At 68.9% G+C, this 25237-nt stretch carries 24 protein-coding genes and 1 pseudogene; 6 read left to right on the forward strand and 19 right to left on the reverse strand.

Annotation, left to right across the window (positions count from 1 at the left end; all coding sequences use genetic code 11):
- The 4 genes and pseudogenes from AC1DXV_RS13865 to cyoE form a co-directional block, all read left to right on the forward strand.
- A pseudogene (locus AC1DXV_RS13865) lies at positions 1 to 123 on the forward strand (bb3-type cytochrome oxidase subunit III); the annotation flags it as partial.
- A 4-nt stretch (positions 124 to 127) separates the two neighbouring features.
- The gene (locus tag AC1DXV_RS13870) at positions 128 to 808 is read left to right on the forward strand and encodes a heme-copper oxidase subunit III family protein (protein ID WP_477865603.1); all 681 of its coding nucleotides are present in this window, start codon (positions 128 to 130) and stop codon (positions 806 to 808) included.
- 8 nt (positions 809 to 816) lie between these two features.
- Positions 817 to 1131 carry a cytochrome C oxidase subunit IV family protein gene (locus tag AC1DXV_RS13875; protein WP_477865602.1) on the forward strand — a complete coding sequence of 105 codons (315 nt, stop codon included), beginning with the start codon at positions 817 to 819 and terminating at the stop codon, positions 1129 to 1131.
- 19 nt (positions 1132 to 1150) lie between these two features.
- On the forward strand, positions 1151 to 2041 hold the full coding sequence (cyoE, locus tag AC1DXV_RS13880) for a heme o synthase (protein ID WP_477865609.1): 891 nt from the start codon (positions 1151 to 1153) through the stop codon (positions 2039 to 2041).
- Between the two features lie 5 nt (positions 2042 to 2046).
- Here the strand turns inward: cyoE and AC1DXV_RS13885 are convergent, their stop codons facing one another.
- The 4 genes from AC1DXV_RS13885 to AC1DXV_RS13900 all read right to left on the reverse strand — a co-directional run bounded on the left by AC1DXV_RS13885 (position 2047) and on the right by AC1DXV_RS13900 (position 6097).
- Positions 2047 to 2487, reverse strand: coding sequence for a CBS domain-containing protein (locus AC1DXV_RS13885; RefSeq protein ID WP_477865601.1), 441 nt, complete (start codon positions 2485 to 2487; stop codon positions 2047 to 2049).
- A gap of 65 nt (positions 2488 to 2552) precedes the next feature.
- Positions 2553 to 4109: a sulfatase-like hydrolase/transferase gene (locus AC1DXV_RS13890; RefSeq protein WP_477865600.1), complete on the reverse strand. Its 1557-nt coding sequence runs from the start codon at positions 4107 to 4109 to the stop codon at positions 2553 to 2555.
- A gap of 18 nt (positions 4110 to 4127) precedes the next feature.
- Positions 4128 to 5108, reverse strand: coding sequence for a tripartite tricarboxylate transporter substrate-binding protein (locus AC1DXV_RS13895; protein ID WP_477934059.1), 981 nt, complete (start codon positions 5106 to 5108; stop codon positions 4128 to 4130).
- A gap of 23 nt (positions 5109 to 5131) precedes the next feature.
- Positions 5132 to 6097 carry a tripartite tricarboxylate transporter substrate-binding protein gene (locus AC1DXV_RS13900; RefSeq protein ID WP_477865598.1) on the reverse strand — a complete coding sequence of 322 codons (966 nt, stop codon included), beginning with the start codon at positions 6095 to 6097 and terminating at the stop codon, positions 5132 to 5134.
- 103 nt (positions 6098 to 6200) lie between these two features.
- Here AC1DXV_RS13900 and AC1DXV_RS13905 point away from each other — a divergent pair, with 103 nt between their 5' ends.
- Positions 6201 to 6752, forward strand: coding sequence for a MarR family winged helix-turn-helix transcriptional regulator (locus AC1DXV_RS13905; protein ID WP_477934061.1), 552 nt, complete (start codon positions 6201 to 6203; stop codon positions 6750 to 6752).
- Positions 6753 to 6821: 69 nt separating this feature from the next.
- On the opposite strand, the gene AC1DXV_RS13910 is transcribed toward AC1DXV_RS13905, so the two are convergent.
- The 3 genes from AC1DXV_RS13910 to AC1DXV_RS13920 all read right to left on the reverse strand — a co-directional run bounded on the left by AC1DXV_RS13910 (position 6822) and on the right by AC1DXV_RS13920 (position 12800).
- Positions 6822 to 9137, reverse strand: coding sequence for a pectate lyase-like domain-containing protein (locus AC1DXV_RS13910; RefSeq protein ID WP_477934063.1), 2316 nt, complete (start codon positions 9135 to 9137; stop codon positions 6822 to 6824).
- A 312-nt stretch (positions 9138 to 9449) separates the two neighbouring features.
- Positions 9450 to 9956, reverse strand: a complete 507-nt coding sequence (locus AC1DXV_RS13915) for a hypothetical protein (protein ID WP_477865378.1) — start codon at positions 9954 to 9956, stop codon at positions 9450 to 9452.
- Positions 9957 to 10043: 87 nt separating this feature from the next.
- Positions 10044 to 12800 (reverse strand): TonB-dependent receptor, encoded by a 2757-nt coding sequence (locus AC1DXV_RS13920; protein WP_477865379.1) that lies wholly within the window; start codon positions 12798 to 12800, stop codon positions 10044 to 10046.
- 430 nt (positions 12801 to 13230) lie between these two features.
- Between AC1DXV_RS13920 and AC1DXV_RS13925 the strand changes: the two genes are divergently transcribed.
- Positions 13231 to 13971, forward strand: a complete 741-nt coding sequence (locus tag AC1DXV_RS13925) for a GntR family transcriptional regulator (RefSeq protein WP_047510694.1) — start codon at positions 13231 to 13233, stop codon at positions 13969 to 13971.
- Positions 13972 to 14034: 63 nt separating this feature from the next.
- Here the strand turns inward: AC1DXV_RS13925 and AC1DXV_RS13930 are convergent, their stop codons facing one another.
- The 12 genes from AC1DXV_RS13930 to AC1DXV_RS13985 form a co-directional block, all read right to left on the reverse strand.
- Entirely contained in the window at positions 14035 to 14976 is a 942-nt protein-coding gene (locus tag AC1DXV_RS13930; protein ID WP_477865380.1) for a glycoside hydrolase family 16 protein, read from the reverse strand.
- A 7-nt stretch (positions 14977 to 14983) separates the two neighbouring features.
- Complete coding sequence (locus AC1DXV_RS13935) at positions 14984 to 16279, reverse strand: MFS transporter (RefSeq protein ID WP_477865381.1); 1296 nt, start codon at positions 16277 to 16279, stop codon at positions 14984 to 14986.
- A 30-nt stretch (positions 16280 to 16309) separates the two neighbouring features.
- On the reverse strand, positions 16310 to 17797 hold the full coding sequence (nagZ, locus tag AC1DXV_RS13940) for a beta-N-acetylhexosaminidase (protein WP_477934065.1): 1488 nt from the start codon (positions 17795 to 17797) through the stop codon (positions 16310 to 16312).
- Positions 17794 to 18804: an SIS domain-containing protein gene (locus tag AC1DXV_RS13945; protein WP_477865383.1), complete on the reverse strand. Its 1011-nt coding sequence runs from the start codon at positions 18802 to 18804 to the stop codon at positions 17794 to 17796. The genes nagZ and AC1DXV_RS13945 overlap by 4 nt, the downstream gene beginning before the upstream one ends.
- A complete protein-coding gene (nagA, locus tag AC1DXV_RS13950; RefSeq protein ID WP_477934067.1) occupies positions 18794 to 19927 on the reverse strand; it encodes an N-acetylglucosamine-6-phosphate deacetylase in 1134 nt (377 codons plus the stop codon). The genes AC1DXV_RS13945 and nagA overlap by 11 nt, the downstream gene beginning before the upstream one ends.
- Positions 19924 to 20664 carry a GntR family transcriptional regulator gene (locus AC1DXV_RS13955; protein WP_477865385.1) on the reverse strand — a complete coding sequence of 247 codons (741 nt, stop codon included), beginning with the start codon at positions 20662 to 20664 and terminating at the stop codon, positions 19924 to 19926. Before AC1DXV_RS13955 ends, nagA begins: the two co-directional genes overlap by 4 nt.
- A complete protein-coding gene (locus tag AC1DXV_RS13960) occupies positions 20661 to 21536 on the reverse strand; it encodes a glucosamine kinase nucleotide-binding domain-containing protein (protein WP_477934069.1) in 876 nt (291 codons plus the stop codon). The genes AC1DXV_RS13955 and AC1DXV_RS13960 overlap by 4 nt, the downstream gene beginning before the upstream one ends.
- A gap of 277 nt (positions 21537 to 21813) precedes the next feature.
- On the reverse strand, positions 21814 to 23019 hold the full coding sequence (locus AC1DXV_RS13965; RefSeq protein WP_477870216.1) for a tetratricopeptide repeat protein: 1206 nt from the start codon (positions 23017 to 23019) through the stop codon (positions 21814 to 21816).
- Between the two features lie 8 nt (positions 23020 to 23027).
- A complete protein-coding gene (locus tag AC1DXV_RS13970; protein ID WP_477870214.1) occupies positions 23028 to 23459 on the reverse strand; it encodes an ExbD/TolR family protein in 432 nt (143 codons plus the stop codon).
- 30 nt (positions 23460 to 23489) lie between these two features.
- The gene (locus AC1DXV_RS13975) at positions 23490 to 23918 is read right to left on the reverse strand and encodes an ExbD/TolR family protein (RefSeq protein ID WP_477870212.1); all 429 of its coding nucleotides are present in this window, start codon (positions 23916 to 23918) and stop codon (positions 23490 to 23492) included.
- 33 nt (positions 23919 to 23951) lie between these two features.
- Positions 23952 to 24809, reverse strand: coding sequence for a MotA/TolQ/ExbB proton channel family protein (locus AC1DXV_RS13980; protein ID WP_477870210.1), 858 nt, complete (start codon positions 24807 to 24809; stop codon positions 23952 to 23954).
- A gap of 105 nt (positions 24810 to 24914) precedes the next feature.
- Positions 24915 to 25237: energy transducer TonB (locus AC1DXV_RS13985; protein ID WP_477934071.1), on the reverse strand; the 323-nt coding region annotated here is incomplete at its 5' end.

Genomic DNA, 25237 nt, shown 5'->3' on the forward strand with positions numbered 1-25237 from the left:
GCGCGGCGCATCGCGCTGTGCGCGCGCTACTGGCACTTCCTGCTGGCCGTGTGGGCGGTGCTGTTCGCCGCGCTCGGCGGGCTGACGCCGGACGTGGTCCGGTTCATCTGCGGCAGGGCTTGACGCCATGAGTGCCGTCGTCCACGACCCCGGCGCAGCGCCACCGATCGGCTGGCGCGGGCTGGTCACCGACTGGTCGTCCGACCGCCAGGCGTTCCACGTCGCCTGGGGCAAGGCGATGATGTGGTTCTTCCTGCTCAGCGACACCTTCATCTTCGGCTCCTTCCTGACCGGCTACATGACGGTGCGCACCTCGACCACGGTGCCCTGGCCCAACCCGAGCCAGGTGTTCGCGCTGCACGTCGGCGGCAGCGACGTGCCGCTGCTGCTGATCGCGATCATGACCTTCGTGCTGATCACCAGCAGCGGCACGATGGCGATGGCGGTGAACTGCGCGTACCGGCGCGACCGCGTCAATGCCGCGGCGCTGATGTTCATCACGGCCGGCTTCGGCGAGATGTTCGTCTGCATGCAGGCCTTCGAATGGACCAAGCTGATCCTCGAAGGCGTGCGGCCCTGGGGCAACCCGATGGGGGCGGCGCAGTTCGGCTCGACCTTCTTCATGATCACCGGCTTCCACGGCCTGCACGTCACGGCCGGCGTGATCTACCTGATCGTGGTCGCGGTGCGCCTGCTGCGCGGCCGCTACGACGGCGGCAACTACCAGATCGTCGAGATCGTCGGCCTGTACTGGCACTTCGTCGACCTGGTGTGGGTCTTCATCTTCGCGCTGTTCTACCTGTGGTGAGGTGTGCCATGACGACGGGAACCGGGCAACAGCATCCGATCGGCCTGTACCTGCGGATCTGGGCGCTGCTGTTCGTGCTCAGCACGCTGTCGTACGGCGTCGACTACTTCCACTTCCAGGGGCTGCTGCGCTGGACCCTGATCGTGGTCTTCATGCTGCTGAAGGCGGGGCTGATCGTCGCGGTCTTCATGCACCTGGCCTGGGAGCGGCTGGCGCTGATCTGCGCGATCCTGCTGCCCCCGCTGTGCCTGCTGGTGCTGGTCGGGCTGATGGCTTCCGAGGCCGGCCACACGCACCTGACGCGCCTGCTCTTCTTCCGCTGAGGGCTGCCACATCGACACCATCGCCTCCGTCTCGGCCGCACGCGCGCCCTGGCGCAGCTACCTGGAGCTGACCAAGCCGCGCGTGGTCGCGCTGATGCTGTTCACCGTCCTCGTCGGCATGCTGCTGTCGACGCACGGGGCCTTGCCGTGGCGCGCGCTGGTCTTCGGCTCGCTGGGCATCGGCCTGGTGGCCGGCGCCGCGGCCGCCGTCAACCACCTGGTCGACCGGCGCATCGACGCGGTGATGGCGCGAACGCGCGGCCGGCCGTTGCCGCGCGGGGCCGTGCGCGCCGTGCAGGTGATCCTGTTCGCGGCCGTGCTGGGCGCGGCCGGCATGGGGCTGCTGCTGGCCTTCACCAACCCGCTGTGCGCGCTGCTGACCTTCGCGTCGCTGGTCGGCTATGCAGGGATCTACAGCCTGTTCCTGAAACACCGCACGCCGCAGAACATCGTCATCGGCGGGGCGGCGGGCGCGGCCCCGCCGCTGCTCGGCTGGGTCGCGGTGACCGGCCAGCTCGACCCGGGCGCGCTGCTGCTGTTCCTGATCATCCTGGTGTGGACGCCGCCGCATTTCTGGGCGCTGGCGATCCACCGCCGCGACGACTACGCGCGCGCCGAGGTGCCGATGCTGCCGGTCACCCACGGCGTCGCCTTCACGTCGGCGCGCATCCTGCAGTACACCGTGGCCCTGGTGCTGATCACGGCGCTGCCGTTCGCGATCGGCATGAGCGGCTGGCCGTACCTCGCCGGCGCGATGCTGCTCGGCGGGCGCTTCGTCGCGCTCGCATGGCGCCTGCGCCGCGACCCGCGGCTGGCGATGCCGGTGTTCCGCTATTCGATCGTCTACCTGTTCGGGCTGTTCGCGCTGCTGCTGGCCGATCACGCATTGGCCGATCACGCGCTGGCGTGAGCCGCTCAGGAAGCGTGCCCCGCGATGTAGTGCTCGAGCTGCTCGATGATGAATTTCTGCCCGGCGATGATGTCCTTCACCAGGTCGCCGATCGAGATCAGGCCGATCAGCTGGCCGCCCTCCATCACGGGCAGGTGGCGCAGCCGGTTGTCGGTCATCAGCGCCATGCACTCCTCGCTGGTGTGGCGCGGGTGCACGTACATCACCGGGCTGGCCATGATGTCGCGCAGCGGCGTCTCGCGCGACGCGCGGCCCTTCAGCGCCACCTTGCGGGCGTAATCGCGTTCGCTGACGATGCCGACCACGCGATCGTCCTCGACCACCACCAGCGCGCCGACGTTCGCCTGCGCCATCAGGCGCAGCGCGTCATAGACCGACTCCGCGGGGTCGATGGTGTGGACGGTCGTGTCGACCTTGGACTTGAGGATGTCGGCGACGGTGGTCATGGCAGTTGCTCCGCGCTACGAACCTGTCCGTAGTGTGCGCCCGCGCGAGGCCGGCCGCCAGGGGCCTACCACTGCCCGAAGTACACGCCGGCGCGCTTGTGCGCGTGGGTCCCGCGCTCCACCACCGCATCGCTGACCGTGGTGCGCCGCTTGCGGCGCGCGAGCCAGTCGAACAGCTGCGTGCGCAACTCGATGCGCCGGCCCAGCGTGCCCGTGTCCCGGCCCAGGTCGTGCATCTCGTCGGGGTCCGACTGCAGGTCGTAGAGCTGCTCGGGTTCGTCGAGCCAGTACACGTAGCGCCAGCGCGCCGTGCGCAGCGAAAAGGCGCGCGCGTTCTGCGGGCTCTTGCCCAGGCGCAGCCGCGCCTGCTTGAAGCTGTAGTCGAGCTCCGAGTACACGCTGTCGCGCCAGGCCGGCGTGCCGCCGTGCAGCAGCGGCAGCAGGCTGGCGCCTTCGAGGCGATGCGCCGGGCGCTCGATGCCGAGCGCCTCCAGCACGGTCGGCACGATGTCCACGCTCTCGACGAAGCGCTGGTCGACGCTGCCCCGCGTGGCCTCGGCCGCGGGCGAGGGGTCGACCACGATCAGCGGCACGCGCTGCACCATGTCGTAGAACAGCTCCTTCTCGCCCAGCCAGTGATCGCCGAGGAAGTCGCCATGGTCGGCGGTGAAGACGATCAGGGTGTCGTCCAGCACGCCGAGCCGGTCCATGTGCTCGAACAGCCGGCCGAGGTGATCGTCGAGCTGGTGGATCAGGCCCTGGTAGGCCGGCCGCACGGTGCGCACGCACTCGTCCATCGAGAAGCTGCGGCTCTCCTCGCTCTCGCGGTAGGCGGCCAGCACCGGATGCGCGTCGCGCAGCTCCGCCTGGGTGCGCAGCACCGGCAGGCATTGGTCGGGCGTGTAGAGCGCGTGGTACGGGGCCGGGGCCATGTAGGGCCAGTGCGGCTTCACGTAGCTCAGGTGCAGCACCCACGGCTCGTCCCCGACGCGCGACATGAAGCGCATGGCCTGGTCGGTCATGTACGCCGTCTCCGAATGCTCCTCGCGCACGCGCGCGGGCAGGTGCACGTTGCGCATGTGCCAGCCGCTGACGACCTGGCCGTTCGCGTCGACGGCCGAGATCACGTGGTCGCTCCACGGGTCGGCGCCGGCATAGCCGTGGGCGCGCAGGAAGCCCGGGTAGCCGCTTTCGGCGCCGGGCGTGTGGTGGCCGTCGTAGCGGTCGATCTCCTCGAAGCCGCCGCGTTCGAGCAGGGCCGCGAGCTCGCTGCCGCCGTCGAGCTGCAGGCGCGCCAGGCCCTCGCGGTCCGGGATGACGTGCGACTTGCCGGCCAGCACCAGGCGCCGGTCGGCGCCGCGCAGGTAGTCGCCGAGCGTCAGTTCGCCGATCGACAGCGGCACGCGATTCCAGGTGGCGCCGTGGCTCGACGGGTAGCGGCCGGTGTAGTAGCTCATCCGCGACGGCCCGCAGACGCCGGAATTGACGTGGGCCTGGTCGAAGCGCACGCCGCGGCGCGCCAGCGCATCGATGTGGGGGGTGCGCAGCCAGGGGTGGCCGTAGCAGCCCAGGTGATCCCGCCGGAGCTGGTCGGCCATGATGAACAGGACGTTGCGCGGCATGCTGGATTCGCTCTCGGCTCAGGGGGCGAAGCCCGAGCGGCGCACCACCGGCTCCCATTGCTCGCGGAAGGCCTTGACCATCTTCGCGGTGTCCGCCGGCGTGCTGACCACCGGGGCCAGGAACAGCGCGTTGAAGGCCTGCTGGACGGCCGGCTCCTGCATCACGTCGTGGATGGCCTGGCCGAGCAGCTGCACCTTGGCCGGCGGCATCGAGCTGGGCGCGAAGAAGGCGTTCCAGCCGGCGGCGTCGACCTTCATGCCGGCCTCGCGGAAGGTCGGGATGTCTTTCGCGAAGCTCGCACGCTGCGTGCCCGACACGGCCAGGATGCGGACCTTGCCGGCGACGTGCTGCGGGTACAGCGAATCCAGCGTGTCGATGGCGATCGGCACCTTGCCGGCGACGACGTCGGCCAGCAGCGGCGCCGAGCCCTTGTAGCCGACGATCTGCGGCTTGATGCTGAGGGCGTCGCCCGCCATCAGGCCGAAGAAGTGCGGCAGGCTGCCGGTGGCCGGCACGCCGAACCGCGTGTCCTGCGGATGGGCCCACAGCCAGCTGACGAGGAACATCAGCCGGTCCAGCGGCACCGCGGGGCCGACGGCGATCGCGAAGTCGTAGCTGGTCACCTGCGACACCGGCACGAAATCCTTGTCGGGGTCGTAGCCCGCGCCCTTGTTGAAGAYGATGGGGGCCACCACCATCACCGCGGGGTTGGCCAGCAGCAGCAGGTTCTGGTGGGCCGGCGTGTGGCTCAGCTGCTGCGCGGCGAGCCGCCCGCCGTCACCGGGGCGGTTGTCGACCGTCACCGCCACCCCGAGCTTCTTGCCGAGGTGCTCGGCCACCACGCGGGCCGCGCGGTCCGTGCTGCCGCCGGCCGCATAGCCGACGACCAGCGTGACCGGCTCGTTCAGCGCCTGGGCCGCGGCGGGTGGTGTCGCGACCGAGGTCGCGAGCACCAGGCAGCAGGCGGCCAGCGGTCGCCAGAAGGTTGGCAGGTTCAAGGCTTGTCTCCCGTTTTTCTTGATCAGGGCACGAAGCCCGCCCGCTTGACCACCGGCTCCCACTGGGCGCGGAAGGTCTTCAGCATCTGCGCCGTCTCGGCCGGCGTGCTGAGCACCGGCGTCAGGTTCATGGTCTCGAAGGCGCTGCGCACCGACGCGTCCTGCATCGCGGCGCGGATCGCCTGGCCGAGCAGCTGGACCTTGGCCGGCGGCATGGACGCCGGTGCGAAGAAGGCATTCCAGCCGGTGGCGGCGACGTTGAAGCCGGCCTCGCGGAAGGTCGGGATGTCTTTCGCGAAGCTCGCGCGCTGCGTGCCCGACATCGCCAGGATGCGCACCTTGCCGGCCGCATGCTGGGCATAGAGCGCGTCCAGCGTGTCGATCGCCACCGGCAGCTGGCCGCCCAGCAGGTCGTTGGCCAGCGGCGCCGATCCGCGATAGCTGACGATCTGCGGCGCCACCTTCACCGCATCGCCCAGCATCAGGCCGAAGAAGTGGGGCAGGCTGCCGGCCGCGGGCACGCCGAAGTTGGCCTTCTCGGGGTTGGCCTGGAGCCAGGCCACCAGGTGCGGCCACTCGCGCACCGGCACCTCGCGGCCCACGGCCACCGCGAACTGGTAGTCGGCCACGCGCGAGACCGGCACGAAATCCTTGTCCGGGTCGTAGCCGACATCCTTGAAGACGAGCGGCGCCACGACCATCACGGCCGGGTTGCCGAGCATCAGCACGTTCTGGTTCGGCCCCGCGCGGCGCACCTGCTGCGCCGCGATGCGCCCACCGGCGCCGGCCACGTTCTCGATCACCACCGTCACGCCGAGCGCTGTGTGCAGCTTGTCGCCGATGACGCGCGCGACACGGTCCGAGCCGCCTCCCGGTGCATAGCCGACGACCAGCGTCAGCGTGCCGTCCAGCGCGGCCGCCTGGACGCCCCAGGAGGCCAGTGCGACACTGAATCCGGCGACGAGGCGCCATGAGAACAAGGAACGCATTCAACCCTCCGTGACCTGGTGTGAATCTAGGTGACGGCCCGATGGTTGATCTAATCCATCATCTGCACGCATCGATGCTGCGTGCGAATCACGACACAGTCCGATGAGCTCTCTCGTCACCGCCCGCTCCCTGCTCGCGCCCCAGGGCCTCGAGGACCTGCTGATGTACCGGCTGGCCCGCGTCGTGCGCGCCAGCGGCAGCATGGTCACGCGCCTGGTCGAGGGCGGGTTCGGCATCACGCGGCGTGAATGGGGCATGGTGGCGAGCCTGTACCCGATCGACGAGATCACCTCGTCAGCGCTGGCCGAGCGCCTGCAGCTCGACCGCGTGCGCACCTCGCGCGCGCTGCAGGGGCTGGTGAAGAAGGGGCTCGTGCACTCCCGGCGCAGCGCTGCCGACAAGCGCGTCGTGCACCTGAGCCTGGCCGACAGCGGCCGGCAGCTGTACGAGCAGCTGTTCCCCCGCATCGCGCAGCTCAACACCGAGCTGCTGGCCGCGCTCGACGCGGCGCAGATCGACGTGCTGGCCCACAGCCTGCAGCTGCTCGAGGCGCAGGGCCGCACGATGAATGCGATGGGCCGCGTGACCGACAAGGCCGACCGCCGCACCGGCGGTGCGCGGCGACCGCACGCGCCGGCCGCCGGCCGGCCCTGAGCGCCCGCACGAAAGAAAAACGGCCCGCCGCTTCACAGCGACGGGCCGCGCTTCAGGCACCCGCGGTGCTTACGGGAAATTGATCACGTTCACCGGGATCGTCGACACGCCTTGTGCCGCCGCGCCGGTGTTGTTGACCACGTGGTCGATCACGCCCACGCCGCCCAGCGACACCGTCATCACGCTGTGCAGCTTGACGCCCGGCGTGGCCGGGACCTCGAAGCCGCGCCCGGCGTGGATCTGCGGGTTGATGTTGAAGAAGCAGTACGCGCCGCCGCCCCACAGCTCGTGCGTCGTCACCGAATCGGCCACCTTGTACGCGGCATAGCCCACCGCGTCGCTGCGCCAGGTGGTCTGGCTCGGCGGGTCGTACGGGAACTCGTTCTGGAAGAAGATCGTCTTGCCGTTCTGGCCGTTCCAGATCACTTCGTACTTCTGGTAGTGCTCGACGAACAGGCCAGTGGCCAGCACGTCGTTGCCGTTCACGACCACGCCGGTGTCGGCGGTGTTGATGCCCCAGCCGGTCGCGGCGATGCCGTGGTCGGCGCGCCAGGCCCAGATGTGGTCGATGATCGTGTTGTGGCTGTTCACGATCAGGCTGTTGGTCGCCTTGCCCGACACCGCGCCGCCGATGCGGAAGAAGATGTCGTGGATGCTGATCGGGTTGGCCGCGTGGTTGTTCGCGGCGCCCGTCGGGCCGACCGTCAGCAGCGATTGGCTGTTCACGGTGCCGGCATCGAACAGCAGGCCGGCGATCTTGACGCCGTCGACGTCGGCCACGCTCATCGGCACCACGCCGCCCGTCGGCACCAGGGCCGGGAAGCCCAGGCCCAGCACCACGGTGTTGGCCCGCGTGATGCGGATCGTGTCGTTGAGCTGGTAGGTGCCTGGCGTGAAGAACAGGTTCAGGCCTTGTGCCAGCGCCTGGTTCAGCGTCGCCGCGCTGTCGCTCGGCTTGGCCACGTAGAACTGGCTCATCGGGATCGAGCTGCCTGCCGTCGCGCCATTGGCCCAGCTGGCACCGGACGCATTGGTGCGCAGCGACGGCACGAACACGCGGTACTTGCCGGCGCTGTCGATGTACAGGTAGGGCTTGTCGCGCGAGAACGGCGTGGTCGGCAGCACCGTGTACACCGGTTGCGGGAAGGTGGTCGCGGCCGGGCCGCCCGGCACGCCGGAGAACACCATGTTCCACACGCCGCCGGTCCAGCTGCCGAGGTTGCTGTCACGCGTGTACCACTGCTGCTGCGAGCCGGAGCTGATCTGGCCGTCGATCTTGCTGTCGGCGATGTAGCCGCCGCTGGCATAGCCCTGGCCGCCGTCCATGTTCGACGGGCCCAGCGTCATGTTGCCCAGCACGTGGATGCGGCGCATCGGTGCGGCCTGCGAGACGGCCCAGCGGTTGGTGCCGCCGTTCGGCACGATCGACAGGTTCTCGGCGGAGCGCCAGAAGTTCTGCGTCGCGTTCTTCTCGTCGCCGAGGTTCCAGCCGCTGTCGACGTTGAGCGCGCCGTTCTGGAAGCGCACGTCGTCGGGGTTCAGGCCGAGGCCGGCCACCGTCGTGTAGAAGCCCAGGTTGATCCACAGGTCGTTGTAGGTGCCCGGCTTGAACAGGAAGGTGAAGCGCTGGCCGCCGAACTGGGCGGTCGAGCTCTTGTTCATCGAGTCGAAGGCGCTGTTGACCTTGGTGCGGATGGTGTCGATCGGCGTCGACGGCTCGAAGATCGAGACGTTCGGGCCGAAGTCCGGCGTGTCCGAGGTCGGCAGCGTCGTGCCGTTGGTCGTGATCTTGAACGACGAGGCCAGGTCGTTGAAGCCGACCGTGCCGAGGTTCGGCGTGTCGCCGGTCAGCGTGACCGAGCCGCCACCGTAGTTGATGTCGTTGAAGAGCTGCACCTTGTAGCCGGCGCGCACCTTCACCGACGAGAAGCGGTCGTTCCACGTGCCGCCGACCCAGCTGCTGTCGGCATCGGCGCAGGTCACCGCGCCGGCGTAGTTGGCGTTCTCGTAGAAGCAGGCGATGCCGGTGGGAACCGGGTCGACCGGCGGGGTCGTGCCACCCACGGTGTAGCTGAAGGCCGGCGTGTCATAGGCCGGGTTGCCGTTGTTGTAGGTGAACGAGTAGCCGAGCACGGTGCCCTGTGCCGCGTTGCCCACCGCCTGCTCATAGCGCGCATTGGCGCTGGAGTAGGTCATGCGCACGTTCTGCTGGCCGCCACCGTTGACGGTGTAGTGCGTGTCGACCCAGGTCGTGCTGACGGTGGACTTGAACCAGATCGTCGCGGTGCTGCCGGACACGGCAACACCCTGGGTGTAGTCGGCCGCGCGGGCCGGAAAGGCGATGGCCGCGAGCAGCGCGGCGCAGGCCCACAAGAAAAGCGTCACCCACGACCCGGCGCCGTTCGCGCGCGGGCGGGGGACGCGGTGCATCCCTGTTGAAGTCAACATGTCGATCTCCGTCAAAGGCCGGCCCGGCGGGGCTGGCGGAATTCACGGGCGCAGAGGCTGCGCCCGCCGCATGAGGAACCGGCGCGGTGGATGTGTGCGGCGGGATTTGACGGCTGTTGTTGCTCTTCAGGCCACTTGGAACCGATTCCAAGGCGTGAATTTAGTGCAGATCGCGCACTTGGCGATAGAGGGAAACCCGAAACAACGGTGTGGGGTTGTGGCGGGGTGTAAGCGGGGTGGTGCAGGCCCTCATCGGATGCACAGGTTCTCGCGCGTGCGAACGACCTCGTCGCCGAGCCTGGAGAAAGGCGCACCTGCAACCGTGCGCTCGCGGACTTCGACGGAACACGCGCTCGGCGCGCGGGAGCCGGTGAGCATCTCGGGCGCCGAGATGAACTCGACCTGGTACTCGCGGCCCGCCTTCGGCGTGAAGGTGAGCTTCTCGCCGCATTCGCGCACGGGACGCGCTTCCTCCCACCAGCCCATCGAGATGGTGACGGGCACCGAGTGCCTGACACGGGTCGATCGCTCGAGCACTTCGTTCAGCGGGATCTTCATCCGGCCAATGTTGCCGACGAGGCCCGCATCACCCGTGGTGCTGCACGCCTGAGGCGTCGGGCGGATGAAGGTTCCCGCGGCCGGACCGTGGTTGACGAAGGTGATGGGAACCGTCGTGCCCGGATCCTGTGGCGGCTCGTATCGGCTCGCGCAGCCGAGCAGCGCGAGTGCGCTCGCGGCGGGAACGAGGAACTTCATGGGGTGCTTCATGCGAAGAGATGCCTCCTGAAAAAAAGGGTGGGGCATGCGCCCCACCCTCGATCCCATCTTCGACGTCCTCTGCAATTACATCTTCAAGCGCAGCGAGAGGTAGTACTGGCGACCGTTGACGTAGAACGCGGTCGGCTGGTCCGGGTTGTTCGCGTAGTACTTCAGCTTCGGGTTGTTCAGGTTCATCCCGTCCAGCGTGACGGTCAGGTTGTCGCTGATCTTGTAGCCGATCGATGCCGACACGTTGTCGGTGTCGTCCTGGTACTGCGCCGTGCTGCGGTCCAGGCCGTTGTAGAACTTCGAGCGGAAGCTGTAGTTCACGCGGGCGCTGAAGCTGTCGTTCTCGTAGTAGCCGGTCAGGTTGTAGGTGTTCTTCGACGCACCCACGAGCGGCCCGCCACCGGTTTCCTCGGCATCGGCGTACGTGTAGTTCGCGATGGTGCCGAAGCCGGCGCCGATCGGTTGCTGGTACGAGAGTTCGAGGCCCTGGACCCGGCCGCTGCTGTTGGTCGGCGACGAGACGTTGAAGGTCTCGTACGCGCCGGTCTTGATGTTCAGATACTGCAACTGCGACGTGCCGTAGCTGACGTAGTTGTTCAGGTCCATGTAGAACAGGCTGGCCGACAACAGCGAGCGCGGTGCGAAGTACCACTCCAGCCCGACGTCGACGTTCGTCGAGCGAATCGGCTTCAGGTCGGGGTTGCCGCCGCTGCCAGTGTGGTTCAGCTCATCCAGGCTCACCGAACCTGCCAGCGCGCTGTAGTCCGGCCGAGCCATGGTCTTGGCGAGGCCGAAGCGGGCCACCAGGTCCTTGGACAGGTCGTACTTCAGGTTCAGGCTGGGCAGCACGTCGGTGTAGGTGTTGTCGATCTCCTTGCGATAGAACGGACCGAACGCCGACGTGGTGATCGCGCCAGGCACGGTCGTCGGATCGGTGACCCCGGTGATCGCGACGTTCTGGGTCACTTGCTCCTTGGTGCTGACCACGCGCACGCCAACGTTGCCGCTCCAGCGGTTGCCTTCGAGGTTGGCCATCAGGTAGACGGCGGTGTTCTTCTCGCGCATCGAGAATTCGCCGGGCCAGTATTCGCGCGACACCGGATCGCGGTTCGAATATTTGTCACCCCAGGCCTCGAGGGCGGCCGGATCGAGCTGCCACGGCATGTGCGGGAAGTTGCCGCCGCCCAGGCCGCCGCCGAAATTGCCCGGGTAGGTCGAGCCGTTCCAGGCAGGCAGGTTGTCGAACGCGCCGGCGGCGGGGCCTTGGGCAATCCAGGTCGACTCACGCGTGTGCTCGGCGAAGCGCGCACCGAACTTCAGGCCGGTGACGGCGCCTGCCTCGAGGGCGTATTCACCATCGAGCTGGCCCCAGTTCTCCTTGTCCTTCGTGGTGGCCGGGCTGGCACCGAAGACCCAATCGAGCCGGGTCTGGCCTGGAACGTTGAAGGTGCCCTGGTTGATCCCCGGCAGGGCCGCATCGGCCGGCGAACCGATGCCATGCAGCGTGTAGCTCGCACCGGTGTTCAGGATGTCCTGCTCGTAGACCGCCTGCTTCGGCGTTTCACCCTTGCCCTTCGAAGTGCCGATCTTGCTCAGCAGCGTCAGCTTGTCGTTGACGTTCCACTTGCCGTCCAGGTTGTAGAAGTCGCTGACCGCATTGGCGCCGGGACGGTAGATCTGGTCGACGATGCCGTACTGCTGGTCTTGCGACGGTGTTTGCCCGGGCACGCCGATGTTGGTGAAATTGGCCGACACCAAGGTGCCGTTGCGGATGACATAGCCCGCATCCGGCGCCTGCCCCTTGCCGCCGTCCAGGATCTTCGACGGGAAGATCAGGTAGTTGCGGTTGTAGTTGGTCGCCTCCATCTTCGATCGGAAGCCGCTCAGATCCAGCGTCACGTCGTTGGTGGGCTTGACCTGCAGGTCGATGAAGGCGCCTTCGCGCTTGCGCTCCTGCTCGAACAGGGCCGAGCCGATGCCGTTCGGGTACAGCACGCCCGCGAGGTCGGGGTTCGACAGCGCGATCTTGCTTCCTGGTGCAATGGCGGTATAGCCCAGCATTTCCTGCCCGTCACGACGCAGGTGGCGCTTCTCGGAGAAGCCCTGCACCAGCACGCCGAAGTTGTTGGCCTCGTTCTTCCAGTTGAACAGCGCGTTGAACTGCGGATCGGTCTTCTCCGGCAGGTCGGCATACACCGCGCCCGCCGTGGCTTCCAGCGTCAGCTGCTTCTTGAAGTCCAGCGGCTTGCGGGTCTGGATGTCGACCGTGCCGGCCACGCCGCCTTCGACCAGGTCGGCGCGCGAGCTCTTGTTCACCACGACGGCGCCGACCAGCTCCGACGGCAGCAGCGAATAGCTGACGCTGCGGCCGACGGTGCCGACCTGGTTCAGCACGAACCAGTCGCCCGAGCCGACCATGTGGCCGTTGATCATCGTCTGCGTCAGGCTGGGGTTGGTGCCCCGCAGGCTGACCCGGTCGGCCTCGTCGAAGCCGCCTTCGCCGGCACCGGCCGAGCTGATGTTGACGCCCGGGATGCGCTGCAGCGAATCGGCGACGTTCTTGTCGGGCATCTTGCCGATGTCTTCGGCCGTGATGACTTCAACCACCGAATCGGCATTGCGCTTGCGGTTCAGCGACTGCTGCAGCGAACCACGAATGCCGGTGATCACCACCGCTTCCAGGTTCTGCGCGTTCTTCGCCGGCGCGGCAGTTTCAATCGGCTTCTCGTCCGCCAGCGGCGCCGAAGCAGCCTGCGCCGGCTGCGGTGCCGACGCGGCGGCAGCCGCTGGCGCGGCTGCGTCCTGTGCGTGGGCCGCCGTGAACGCGCTCATCAGAGCGAGCGCGACCGCCGATGCGATGGGAGTCCTTTTAGCTTTCATGTCTGCCTCTGTTGCCTGGGTTAATGGGCCGCCGAAACTGATTCGGCCTGTTAGGAAACCTGGGACCTCATCTGCAGACCACCGGGAAAGTGGACTGCAGCTCCTTCCCCCGAGAACCGTGACGCTTTTGATGCCAGTTCTAGTACCAGTAAGCTACCACTAGAGGCCACTATGCTACCAATTTCACGCGATTGCAATAGCGTCGTCAGCCAGCAACCACGGGGAAACCACTGATGTAAAGTGCGGTCCGAGGGCCATCGAAACTGTCATTCGTGCGGTCCTTTTGGACTTCTTGTATTGAATTGGTATGGTCCATCACCATCTGCCCTTGAGAGATCGCCGCAACCCGGCCGCACGAGCCGGATAAAACAAAGGGGTTCGCATGACGACATTGGCCCAGGTGCTCAAGCCGCTGGACCCGAATCACAGCCTGCCGCTGTACCAACAGCTGCAGCGTGCGGTGCGCGAGGCCATCGAGCGCCGCGTGCTGGGGCCCGACGACGCCCTGCCCTCCGAGCGCCAGCTCGCCGAGGATTTCGCGGTCTCGCGCATCACGGTGCGCCGAGCGATCGAGGGGCTGGCCGAAGAAGGCTGGCTGGTGCGCCGGCAGGGGTCGGGCAACTTCGTGTCCTCGCGCGTCGAGAAGAACTTCGCGAAGCTGACCTCGTTCTCCGAGGACATGCGCGCCCGCGGCAGCCGCCCGCACAGCGTGTGGCTGAAACGCTCGCAGGGCACGGTGACGCCGGAAGAGGCGCTGAAGCTCGCGCTGAGCCCCGGCGCGCTGGTCTACCGCTTCAACCGGCTGCGCTACGCCGACGACGCGCCGATGGCGATCGAGATCGCGACCGTGGTGGCGGGCTGCCTGCCGTCGCTCGAGGCGGTGGGCGATTCGCTGTACGCGGCGCTCGAGCAGCAGGGCAACCGCCCGGTGCGCGCGCTGCAGCGGCTGCGGGCGCTGCTGCTGAACGCCGAGCAGGCGCGGCTGCTCGAGGCGAACGTCGGCGACGCCGGGCTGCTGGTCGAGCGGCTGGGCTACCTGCGCGATGGCCGGGCGATCGAGCTCTCGCAGAGCTTCTACCGCGGCGACATGTACGACTTCGTCGCCGAGCTGAACGCCGGCTGAGGCCGGAAGGCGATCCGTGCGGCGTGCGTTCATGTGAATGGGCGCGGGCTGCACGGCGTGACCTCAGAAGTCGCAGGTGGAGGTGAGCGGCGGCTCGGCCGCCGGCACGGTGTCGACGGCGGTCTGCCCGGCGCGGCGCAGCGCCTGCACCGCCTGCGCCACCTCGGCGGGCGTCATCACGCGGTTGCGCGCGTGGTAGACCCAGTCGACATCCTCCTCATACGCGCGCGGCGCCGACACGCCGGCCAGCTGCCCCGCCGGCACGAACCACTGGCTGAACGCGATCGCCATCGGCACCACCGGGTAGTTGCGCCCGCCATGTTCATCGAGCTGCCGGCCGTCGAGGAAGAAGCGGCTCTTGCCACCGGCCACCTGCATCATCAGCACGTGCCAGCCGCCGCCCGAGGGCCCCAGCGCCGCGAAGTGCTGCAGCGGCTGGTTGTAGGCATCCCACGGGTCGAGGCGCACGGTCTGCCAGGTCACGCCGTAGAGCCGCGTGCGCGCATCGCCCCAGCCGCCGTTCGGCAGGTACTCCCAGTCGAGCTCGCTGTACTGCGGGTCGTACGGGAAGCGCAGCGGGCTCACCGTGTAGAAGGTCTGCACCAGCACGTCGCCGTCAGGCCCCTGCACCGGAGCGTCGCTGAAGCGGATGCGCGCGGCGTAGGTGCCTTCGAGGTACTTGCGAGCGTGGCACAGCTGGGCCTGCGTCGTGCCGGCGGGCGTGCCGTCGGTGCGCGCGCTCAGGCGCAGCAGCCGGTTGCCGGGCTGCGCCGGGTCGTCGACCAGCGACAGCGCCCCGGCGCCCCAGCCGGCGCCCTCGATGCCGGGGTGGCCGCGCTGGTCGCGCACCGTCCAGCCGCCGGCGGCCAATGCGGCGACGCTCGGCTGGCTGAAGTCGTCGAAGAACACGCCGGCGTCCGGTGCCGGAGTAGGCACGCTGGCACATCCGGCCAGCAACGAGCCGGCGAGGACGCATGCAGCAAGTGACAGGCGGCGCATCGTCATCGCGTGCTCAGGCCTCGACCACCTGCGCCGGCGCAGCGGGCTCGGCCGGCTTCGACTCGAGCGGCACGAAGCGCGCGAGGATCAGCACCGGCACCGCGCACGCCAGCCCCCACAGGAAGAAGTTCTGGTAGCCGAGCGCCACCTGGATGTCACCGCTGATGGTGCGGAACAGGCTCATGCCCAGCCCCATCACGCCGGAGCCGATCGCGTAGTGCGCCGTCTGGTAGCGCCCCACCGACACCACCTGCATCAGGTACAGGATCACGCCGACGAAGCCGAAGCCGTAGCCGAACATCTCCAGGCTCAGCGCCGCGGCGATCACGCCGAAGTTCGTCGGCATCGCGATGCTGAGGAAGACGAATGCGATGCTCGGCAGGTTCATCGCGAGGATCAGCCACACCATCGCGCGCTTCAGCCCCAGCCACGCGGCGAAGTAGCCGCCGACGATGCTGCCGGCGATGAACGCGATCGTGCCGGCCGTGCCGTAGGCCCAGCCGACCTGGTCGGTGCTGAGGCCGAGCCCGCCCACGTCGCGCGCGGCGCGCAGGAAGATCGGCCCGATGGTCTGGATCTGCCCCTCGCTGGCGCGGAACAGGATGATGAAGAGGATCGCCAGCCAGATGCCCGGCTTGCGCAGGAAATCCTGGATCACGTGCCACAGCGTGCGGCTCACGTCGGCGGCCGAGCCGGCATCGGCCGGCACGTTGCGCGTGCCCGGCAGAGACCACGCGTTGTAGAGCCCGAGCACCACCATCGCGGCGGCCAGCATCAGGAAGATCGCGGTCCAGGCGGCCGGCACGCCGACCGATTTCTCGAGCGAGCCGGCCAGGATCAGCAGGCCGCCGGCCGACACGAAGCGCGCGACGTTGAAGAACGCGCCCTGCCAGCCGGCGTACTCGGCCTGCGCCTTGTTGTCGAGGCTCGCGATGTACAGCCCGTCGGAGGCCACGTCGTGCGTCGCCGACGCGAGCGACACCAGCGCGAGCGCGATGACGGCGATCACGAAGAACGCCGGCAGGTGCAGCGCGATCGCCGTCAGCGCGAGCCCGCCCGCGCCGAGCAGCTGGAACACGATCACCACCGATTTCTTGCTCGGCGCCAGTTCGAGGAACGGGCTCCACAGCCACTTGATGCCCCAGGCCAGGCTCAGCACGCCGAGCCAGCGCGTGATCTGCTCGTTGGGCACCTGCATGCTGATCAGCATCTGCTGCGCGATCACGTTGACCGCGAAGAACGGCAGCCCCTGCGCGAGGTAGAGGCTCGGCACCCAGCGGATCGGCGAACCCTTCGTGGCGGTGGACATGCGGGAGGACTCCAGGAACTTCGGTGTGGATCAGCGACGGGTGTCCAGCCGCACCGGCGAGCGGCCGGGTGCGGTGGTGCGGCGTTCGAGCCAGTCGCGCAGCGCGACCAGCGCCCCGGTGGCATAGCCCCAGGTGATGACGGCGGGCGCCGGGATGTCCAGCGCCTGGTACGGGTTCCACAGCACGACGTGCAGGTCGGCGCGCCACGCCTTGGCGCGCGCGTCGTAGCGGTCGCGGTGGTTCGAGACGACGACGTTCAGGCGGCCGTCGCGCGGGATCGTCGACCAGTCGAGCTCGGCCAGCACGTCGAGCTCGACCATGTCGACGCTCGCGAAGCCGCCGAACAGCTCGGCCACCTGCGCACCCGCGAGGCCGGCTTCGGACACGCCGTCGCTCGGCAMCGCGCGCTGCGTGAACACGCGCAGCCGGTGGTCGCGGCGCAGCACCGGCGCGGTGCCGCGCGTCGTCAGGCCGGCGGCCCAGGCGCGGTGCATCAGGTCGTCGTCGCGCTCATGCTGCGCCGGCGTGTAGTCGGCATGGCGCACCGGGTAGCGGGCGGCCAGCCGGTCGAGCCGCGCGTTCGCCTTGGCGAGCTTCTCGGCGCCCAGGTCGCCGCTCGCCTGCGCGCGCTGGATGGCGCGGATCGCGGCCAGCTGCTCGTCCTGCGTGCCGAGCGCCATCACCATGTCGGCGCCGGCCTGCAGCGCGAGCACCGCGGCGCGGTCGTGGCCGTAGCGGTCGTGGATCGCCTTCATCACCAGCGAGTCGGTGATCACGACGCCGTCGTAGCCCCAGCTCTCGCGCAGCAGCGTGCCCAGCACGCGGCGCGACAGCGTCGCCGGGTGCTCGGGGTCGAGCTGCGGGTAGACGATGTGCGCCGTCATCATCGCCGGCGCCTCGTGGCGCAGCGCGCGGAACGGCACGAACTCCAGCGCCTCCAGCTGGGCCAGCGACTTGTTCACCTCGGGCAGGTCGCGGTGCGAATCGACGTGCGTGTCGCCGTGCCCCGGAAAGTGCTTCACGCAGCAGGCCACGCCTTCGCGCAGCGAGCCGCGCATCCACGCGCCGGCCAGCTTGGTCACCGCCAGCGGGTCTTCCGAGAAGCTGCGCTCGGCGATCACCGGGTTGGCCGGGTTGTTGTTCACGTCGAGCACCGGCGCGAAGTTCCAGTTGATGCCGAGGCTCGCGAGGCCGCGCGCGACCGCCGCGCCGACCTCCTCGGCCATTGCCTGGTCGCCGGCCGCGCCGAGCGCCATCGCGGCCGGCGCCTGCGGCAGGAAGGTCGAGCGCACCACCGAGCCGCCTTCCTGGTCGATGCCGATCAGCGCGTGCTCGCCCATCGCTTCGCGCAGGTCGGCGGTGAGCCGGCGCACCTCGGCCTCGGTGCCGAGGTTCCAGCGGAACAGGCAGATCGCGCGGATGTGGTGTTCGCGCAGGAAGGCAGCGGTCGATCCATCCAGGTGCTTCCCTGGGATGTTGACCATCACCAACTGCCCTGGATGGAATACCGTGCTCATTGCGTCCTCGTCACCTTGGCCAGGAACTTCGGTTTGTCGGGATCGAAGCCGCGCGCACGCGCCAGCGCCTCGACCATCGGATAGAAGCTCTGCACGACCGAGATCGGGTCGAGCTCGATCGACGCGGTCTCGACGATCGGCAGGTTCGCGTGCGGCGTGCCGCCGGGTGCCGCCAGCAGCACCTTGGCGCCGCGCGCACGCATCTCGTCGGCGAGCGCCAGCAGGCCGGCCTGCGCCGGGCCGCGCGGCGCGAAGATCAGCAGCGGATAGCCTTCGTCGATCAGCGCCATCGGGCCGTGCTTGACCTCGGCGCCCGAGAACGCCTCGGCCTGGATCGCGCAGGTCTCCTTGAACTTCAGCGCCGCCTCCAGCGCGACCGGCAGCCCGGTGCCGCGGCCGATCACGAACAGCTTGTCGGCGTTGACCAGCGCATCGACCGCCGGCGTCCAGTCGGCATGCGCGGCACGCGACAGCACGCCGGGCAGCGCCGACAGCGCGGCCTGCAGCACCAGGTCGTCCTGCCAGGCGGCCACGGTGCGCGCGCCGGCCACCATCTGCGTGATGAAGCTCTTGGTCGCGGCGACGCTGGTCTCGGCACCGGCGTGCAGCGGGAACACCCACTGCGCGGCCTTCGCGAGCGGCGACTCCGGGTCGTTGACGAAGGCCGCGGTGCAGGCGCCGCCGTCGGTGAAGTAGCGCATCGGCGCGACCAGGTCGGGGCTCTGGCCCGATTGCGAGAAGGCCATGGCCGCCAGCCCGTCGCAGGCGATCTGCGACTGGTACAGCGTGATCAGCGACATCGGCAGCGAGGTCACCAGCCGGCCCATGCGCGCCATGATCAGGTAGGCCATGAAGTGGGCCGCATGGTCGGAGCTGCCGCGCGCGACGGTCAGCACCGAGCCCGGCGGCTTGCTGCGCAGCAAGGCACCGAAATCGCTGTAGGCCTGGTCGTTCTCGGCCAGTTGCCGTGCGACCGCAGAGGGGGCTTCGCGGGCCTCAGCCAGCATGCGCGAGTTCAATCGAGCTTCCTTCAACATAGACGTCCGAAACAATGAGGTCGCGGTCGAGCACGACGGCATCGCCCCAGGCGCCGGCAGACAAGCGCCCGCGGTCCGAGGCGCCGAGGTAGTCGGCCGCATGGGTGGAGACGCGGCGCGACGCGTCGATCAGGTCCATGTCCAGCTCGTTGACCAGGTTGCGCAGCGCCTGGTCCATGGTGAGGGTCGATCCGGCCAGCGTGCCGTCGGCCAGCCRCACGCCGCCCAGGCACTTGGTGACCTTGTGGCGGCCGAGCCGGTAGTCACCGTCGGGCATGCCGGCGGCGGCGGTCGAATCGGTGACGCAGTAGAGGTGCGGGATGGCGCGCAGCGCGACGCGGATCGCGCCCTTGTGCGCATGCAGCAGGTCCGGAATGATCTCGGAGTACTTCGCATGCGCGAGTGCTGCACCGACCATGCCGGGCTCGCGGTGGTGCAGCCCGCTCATCGCGTTGAACAAATGCGTGAAGCCGCCCGCGCCGCGCCTGAGCGCCTCGACGCCGTCCTCGTAGCTGCCCAGCGTGTGGCCGAGCTGCACACGGAAGCCCGCGGCGCACAGCGACTCGATCAGGTCCATGTTGCCGGCGATCTCGGGCGCCAGCGTGATCAGGCGGATCGGTGCCAGCTCGTTCAGGCGCGCCAGCTCGGCGGTCTGCACCGGCCGCGCGAAGTTCGGCTGCGCGCCGAGCTTGCCGCCGTTGATGTACGGGCCTTCGAGATGCACGCCCAGCACGCGCGCGCCCTTCGGGCTGCGGGTCGCGCACACCGACTTGAGGCCGGCGAACGCGAGCTCGAGGTCGCTCATCGGTGCGGTCATCGTCGTCGCCAGCAGCGCGGTGGTGCCATGGCGCGCATGCAGCTCGGACACGCGCGCCGCCGAATCGCCGCCTTCCATGATGTCGTGCCCACCACCGCCATGCACGTGCAGGTCGATGAAGCCGGGCAGCACGATGGCGCCGGCCTTGTCGCGCACCTTGCGCACGTCGATCGGCGTGCCTTCGACGCGCACGATGCGGCCGTCGGCGTCGAACTCGATGCGGCCGTCGACGAATCCTTGGGGGGTGAGGACCTTGCCTTGCAGGTGGGTGCTCATGCGTCTCTTCTCATTTCGGCGACGAAGTCGTAGTAATCGCTTCGGCAATAGGAATGGGTCAGCTCGACCGCCTGGCCGGTTTCCAGGTAGCCGATCCGGGTGATGAACAGCACCGCCTGCCCGACCGGCACGCCGAGCTGCTCGGCGAGCCGCGGCTGCGCATTCAGCGCGCGGATGTGCTGCAGCGCGCGTACCGGCGCCTGGCGGGTGGCGGTCAGGTATTCGTACAGCGAGCCGTCGACCAGCTCGGGCTGCGGCAGCACGCTCTGCGGCAGCACGCTGACCTCGTAGGCCATCACGACCTCGTCGGCCAGGCGCAGCCGCTCCAGCCGCGCGACGCGCGCACCGGGCGACAGGCCCAGGCTCAGCTGCTCGTCGGGCACCGCCGCGGTGATGCTGCGCTCGAGCCATTGCGAGCTCGGCGTGTAGCCGCGCTGGTGCAGCTCTTCGGAGAAGCTCGTCAGCCGCGACAGCGGCTGCTCGATGCGCGGTGCGATGTAGTTGCCCGAGCCGCGGCGGCGCACGATCAGGCCTTGCTCGACCAGCTGGTCGATGGCCTTGCGCGCGGTCACGCGCGACACGTCGAGCGACTCCGACAGCACGCGCTCGGACGGCAGCGCCTCGTCGGCCTGGTAGCGGCCGTCGCGGATCGCCTGCCCCAGCTTGCGGGCCAGCTGCACGTACAGCGGCGAGCTGTCGCGCGCGTCGGGCTTGAAATCGAACAGGGGTTTCTTCATCGGTCGGTCTCGACCTCGCGTCGGATCAGGGTCAGCGCGCCGGCGGCCGGCCCGTCGGCGACGGCGACGCAGCGCGCGAGCAGCGCAGGTGAAAGGCGGGGCGACAGGCGCTGGCCGACGCTGCCGAGCACCGCGAGCGGCAGTTCGCCGGCCGGGTCCAGCGCGCGGGCGATCGCCTCGAGCTCGGACACCGCGCGCACCAGCAATTGCGCGGCGGCCGGGTCGCTGTCTTCGGTGTCGAACACGGCCGGCGCGAGCTGCGCATACGCGAACTGGCCGGCGCGGCCGCACCAGGCCTGCAGCGTCTCGGCGTCTTCGCCGCACTGCGCCCAGACGCGGCGCGCCAGCGGGCCGGTGGGCAGGCGGCCATCCATCGCGCACTGGGCGATGCGCATCGCCCGCAGGCCGAGCCAGGCACCGCTGCCTTCGTCGCCGACCGGGAAGCCCCAGCCGCCGACGCTGGCGCGCGTGCCATCGGCGCGCCACACCTCGCCGATGCTGCCGGTGCCGGCCGCGAGCAGCGCACCGGGGCGGCCTTCATGCGCGCCGACGAGCATCGCGAAGCCATCGGTCTCGCCGAGCAGCTTTGCGTAGCCAGGGTTCTGCGCCAGGAAGGCATCGCGCCACGGCGCATTGCTCATGCCGGACAGGCCGGCGCCGAGGGCGCACTGCGCGAGGGCGGGCCGGGCGACGCCGGCCGCATCGAAGGCGCGGGCGACCGCCAGCTCGATCTGCTGCCACGCCGGCTCGATGCCCTGGCCCAGCGCCGACGGGCCGGCTTCGCCCCGCCCCAGCACCGCCCCGGCACGGCGCGCGACGAGGGCCCGGGTGCCGGTGCCGCCTCCATCCACGCCGATCAGGTATTCGATCATCGACTGCTCTCTGGCACGTTGTTCATGGGCGGGCATCGAGCCCGCGATGAAACCAGTTTAGTACCAGCAATACCAATAAGTCAATTGGTATTAGAGTTGTCTTAGCAGCAGGATTTTTCGTTTGAATTCAAGCGCTTACATGCGCTTGTCAGACAGTGCAGTGCCTGCACCAAGTCTGGAGGATCGCCCCGTTGCAGGGCGATCGAGGGCAACGATACCAGTCCAAGCCGGAGCGCGCCACTGTTTTGTGGCCCGGGCGGGGAGCCCGGGCGTCAAGTCACTTCTTGCGGGCGTACAAGGCCCACAGCCGCGCGAGATCGGCCGTGCCATCGTTGCCCTGCACGGTCCGGAAGGTCGCGGCCGACTTCGCATGGTCGCCCGCCACCAGCTGCGCAATCGCCAGGTGCAGCTTCGCGTCATCGGGCCGCTTCGTGCCCTTCGCGATGCCCTGCTGCATCAGCTCCAGCCCCGGCCTGGCCTGCCCGCCGTAGACCTGGTCCAGGCCGATCGCCAGCARCTCGCCGCCGTCCTTGGCSGCCTTCGCCTCCGTCAGCGCCTGCGCCTGGCCCGCCTTCGCCTCGGCCAGCCGCTTGGCCACCARGTCCTTCAGCCGCTTGTGCCGCTCGGCCTCCGGGCCCACGCCCAGCACCCCCGCCGCGAAGCCCTTGTCCATCGCCTGCTGCGCCTCGTTCAGGCTGCCCGCCTGCACCGCCAGCTGCACCATCTCCATGTAGTCGGCCGGCGCGCTCGTCGCCCCCGTCGCGAGGCTCAGCCGGTACGTGTCCAGCGCCAGCCGGTCGCTGAAGTTCGGCTTGCGCTGCAGCCGCCCCAGCAGGTCCGTCCAGTACTGCTTCTGCGGGTAGTACGTCACCAGCTTCTCGACCGCCCACACGTACGCGTTGGTGTCGTTCATGCGCTGCGTCGCGTTCGCCAGCAGCTTCAGCCGGTCTTCGGCCGGYGCCTGCCCCGCCTTCTCSGASGCRTTGATCTCCACCTGCAGCTCGCGCGCCGCGCCGGCGAAGTCRCCGCCCAGGTACTGGCTCTGGATCAGCAGCGTGCGCACCGTGCCGCTCGCGCCACCTTCCTTGAAGTAGCGCTGGCCCCACTGCATCGTCTTCGCGTAGTCCTTGGCCCGGTAGGCGGTCCCGGCCAGCGACTCCAGCATGCGCAGCTTGTCGGCCGGCGCCAGCTTGCCGGTGGCCGCGAGCGCCTCGAACGAYTTRCCGGCCGTCTCCGCATCGCCCGCGCCCGAGGCTGCCGCGATGCGCATGCGCTCGATCGTGTAGCTCTCGCTCGCGTTCTTGTTCGGCACCGCGTCGGCGTCGCGCACCTTGGCGAGCGCTTCCTTGTACTTGCCGGCCTTGATCAGGTCGCCCGCCGCTTGCAGCGGCTTGCCGATGTCCGGGCGCACCGCGTCCTGTGCGTACGTGCTCGTCAGCGCCACGGCCARCAGCGCGGCGGCCACCAGGGGTTTCAGCTTCATGGCCGTGCTCACTTGATGAACTGCTCGTTGCCCACCATGCCCAGCTTGGCCACCCCGAGCCGCTGCGCACTGGCCAGCACCATCGCCACCGACTTGTACTCCACCAGCTTGTTCGGGCGGATGTGCACCTCGGGCTGGTCGGCGAYCGCCGCCGTCGCCGCCAGCTTCGTCTCCAGCACCGTGCGGTCCGGCACCACTTCACCGTTCCACAGGATCGTGCCGTCGAAGTCGATGTCGATCGTCACCACCACCGGGTCGCGCAGCGGCGGCGGCGGGCTGCCCGTGGGCATGTTCAGGTTCACCGAGTGCAGCTGGATCGGGATCGTGATGATCAGCATGATCAGCAACACCAGCATCACGTCGATCAGCGGCGTCGTGTTCATCTCCACCATCACGTCGGGRTCRCCACTKCCSCYGCCGGAGCCTACGTTCATTCCCATTTGCTTGGTCCTTGTCTCTGGGGTCCGACCTCAGCCGCGCGGCGGCGGTTCCGTCACGAAGCTGATCTTCTGGATGCCCGCGCGCTGGCACGCGAACACCACCCGACCCACCGACTCGTAGCGGCTCTTCTCGTCGCCCCGGATGTGGATCTCCGGCTGCGGCGTCAGCACCGACACCTTCTTCAGCCTCGCCACCAGCGCGTTGTTGTCCGCCACCGCCTGCGCGTTCCAGAACACGTCGCCGTCCTTCGTCACCGAGATCTCGATGTTCTCCGGCTTCGTCACCCGCGCAATGTTGGTCTCCTTCGGCAGGCTCACCGGCGCCGTCTGCGTCACCACCGGCACCGTGATCAGGAAGATGATCAGCAGCACCAGCATCACGTCCACCAGCGGCGTCGTGTTGATGCTGGAGACGACCTCGTCGTCGTCCCCGTCTCCACTACCCACGTTCATGGCCATCGCGTTGCTCCTTTTCTCAGGAGGTCGTCGCGATCAGCGGCCGCCGCCGCGCAGCGTCGAGCGGCTGCCCAGCAACACCCCGTGCAGGTCCGCCCCGAAGCTGCGCACCGACTCCATCGTCACCTTGTTGCGACGCACCAGCCAGTTGTAGCCCAGCACCGCCGGCACCGCCACCGCGAGACCAATGGCCGTCATGATCAGCGCCTCGCCCACCGGGCCCGCCACCTTGTCGATCGACGCCTGGCCGGCAATGCCGATCGCCGTCAGCGCGTGATAGATGCCCCACACCGTGCCGAACAGCCCCACGAACGGCGCGGTGGAACCCACCGTCGCCAGGAAGGCCAGGCCGTCCTGCAGGCGGCTTTGCACGTTGTCGATCGCGCGCTGCACGCTCACGCCCACCCAGGTGTTGCGGTCGATGTTCGCGGTCAGCTCGCCCTCGTGGTGGTCGCCCGCCTCGATCGCCGTCTCGGCAATGAAGCGGAACGCGCTGCCGTCCTTCAGCGTCGCGACGCCGTCGTTCAGGCTCGCCGACTTGAAGAAGCTCTTGCGCGCCGCACGCGCCTCGCCGCTGATCTTGAAGCTCTCGAACAGCTTGGTCACCAGGATGTACCAGCTGCCCATGCTCATGATCACCAGGATGATCAGCGTGCCGCGCGCCACGAAGTCGCCCTGCGCCCACAGCGCGCTCAGCCCGTACGGGTTGTCCACCGACTCCTTCGTCACCGCACCCGGCACCGCCACCGGCGCCGCCGGKGCWGCCACCGSGGCCGGCGCTTCAGCGGCCGGSGCCGAGGCCTGCGCTTGCGCAGCTTGAGGGGCCACGAACACCGTGGCGGCAACAGCAAGGCTCAGAGCCATGGTCAGTGAGCGCAGAGAAAACAAAGACATGGTGTTTCCAATCTCTAGAGAAATTTGTGAATTCATGGCCCCGGTCAGGGCCCTCGTCGCAACGAAAGTCAGTGATCCAGCGGAGTCTTCAGGTCGCCCGGGCGTTCACTCCAGCTTGTAGCTGAACGGCGCCAGCACCTGCACGTCCTTGCCCTGGCCCTGGCACTTGTATTCGCCCACCACCCTCAGGCTGTTGCGCGCAAAGACCGGGTGCGTCGACTTCAGCACCTTCATGTCCTTGATCTCGCCACTGGCGCTCAGCGTGAACTGGATCAGCACCTCGCCCTTGTCGATCCCCTGGCGGATCGCCTCGCGCGGGAACCCCGAATCGCCCATCACCGCCGTGAAGTTCGAGCACGCCACCGCGGCCGACACCGGTGCCGGCGGCGCAGCAGGCGCGGGCGCGGCAGCGGGCGGCGCCACAGGCG

This window comes from Rhizobacter sp. P3_C12 (assembly GCF_056402735.1).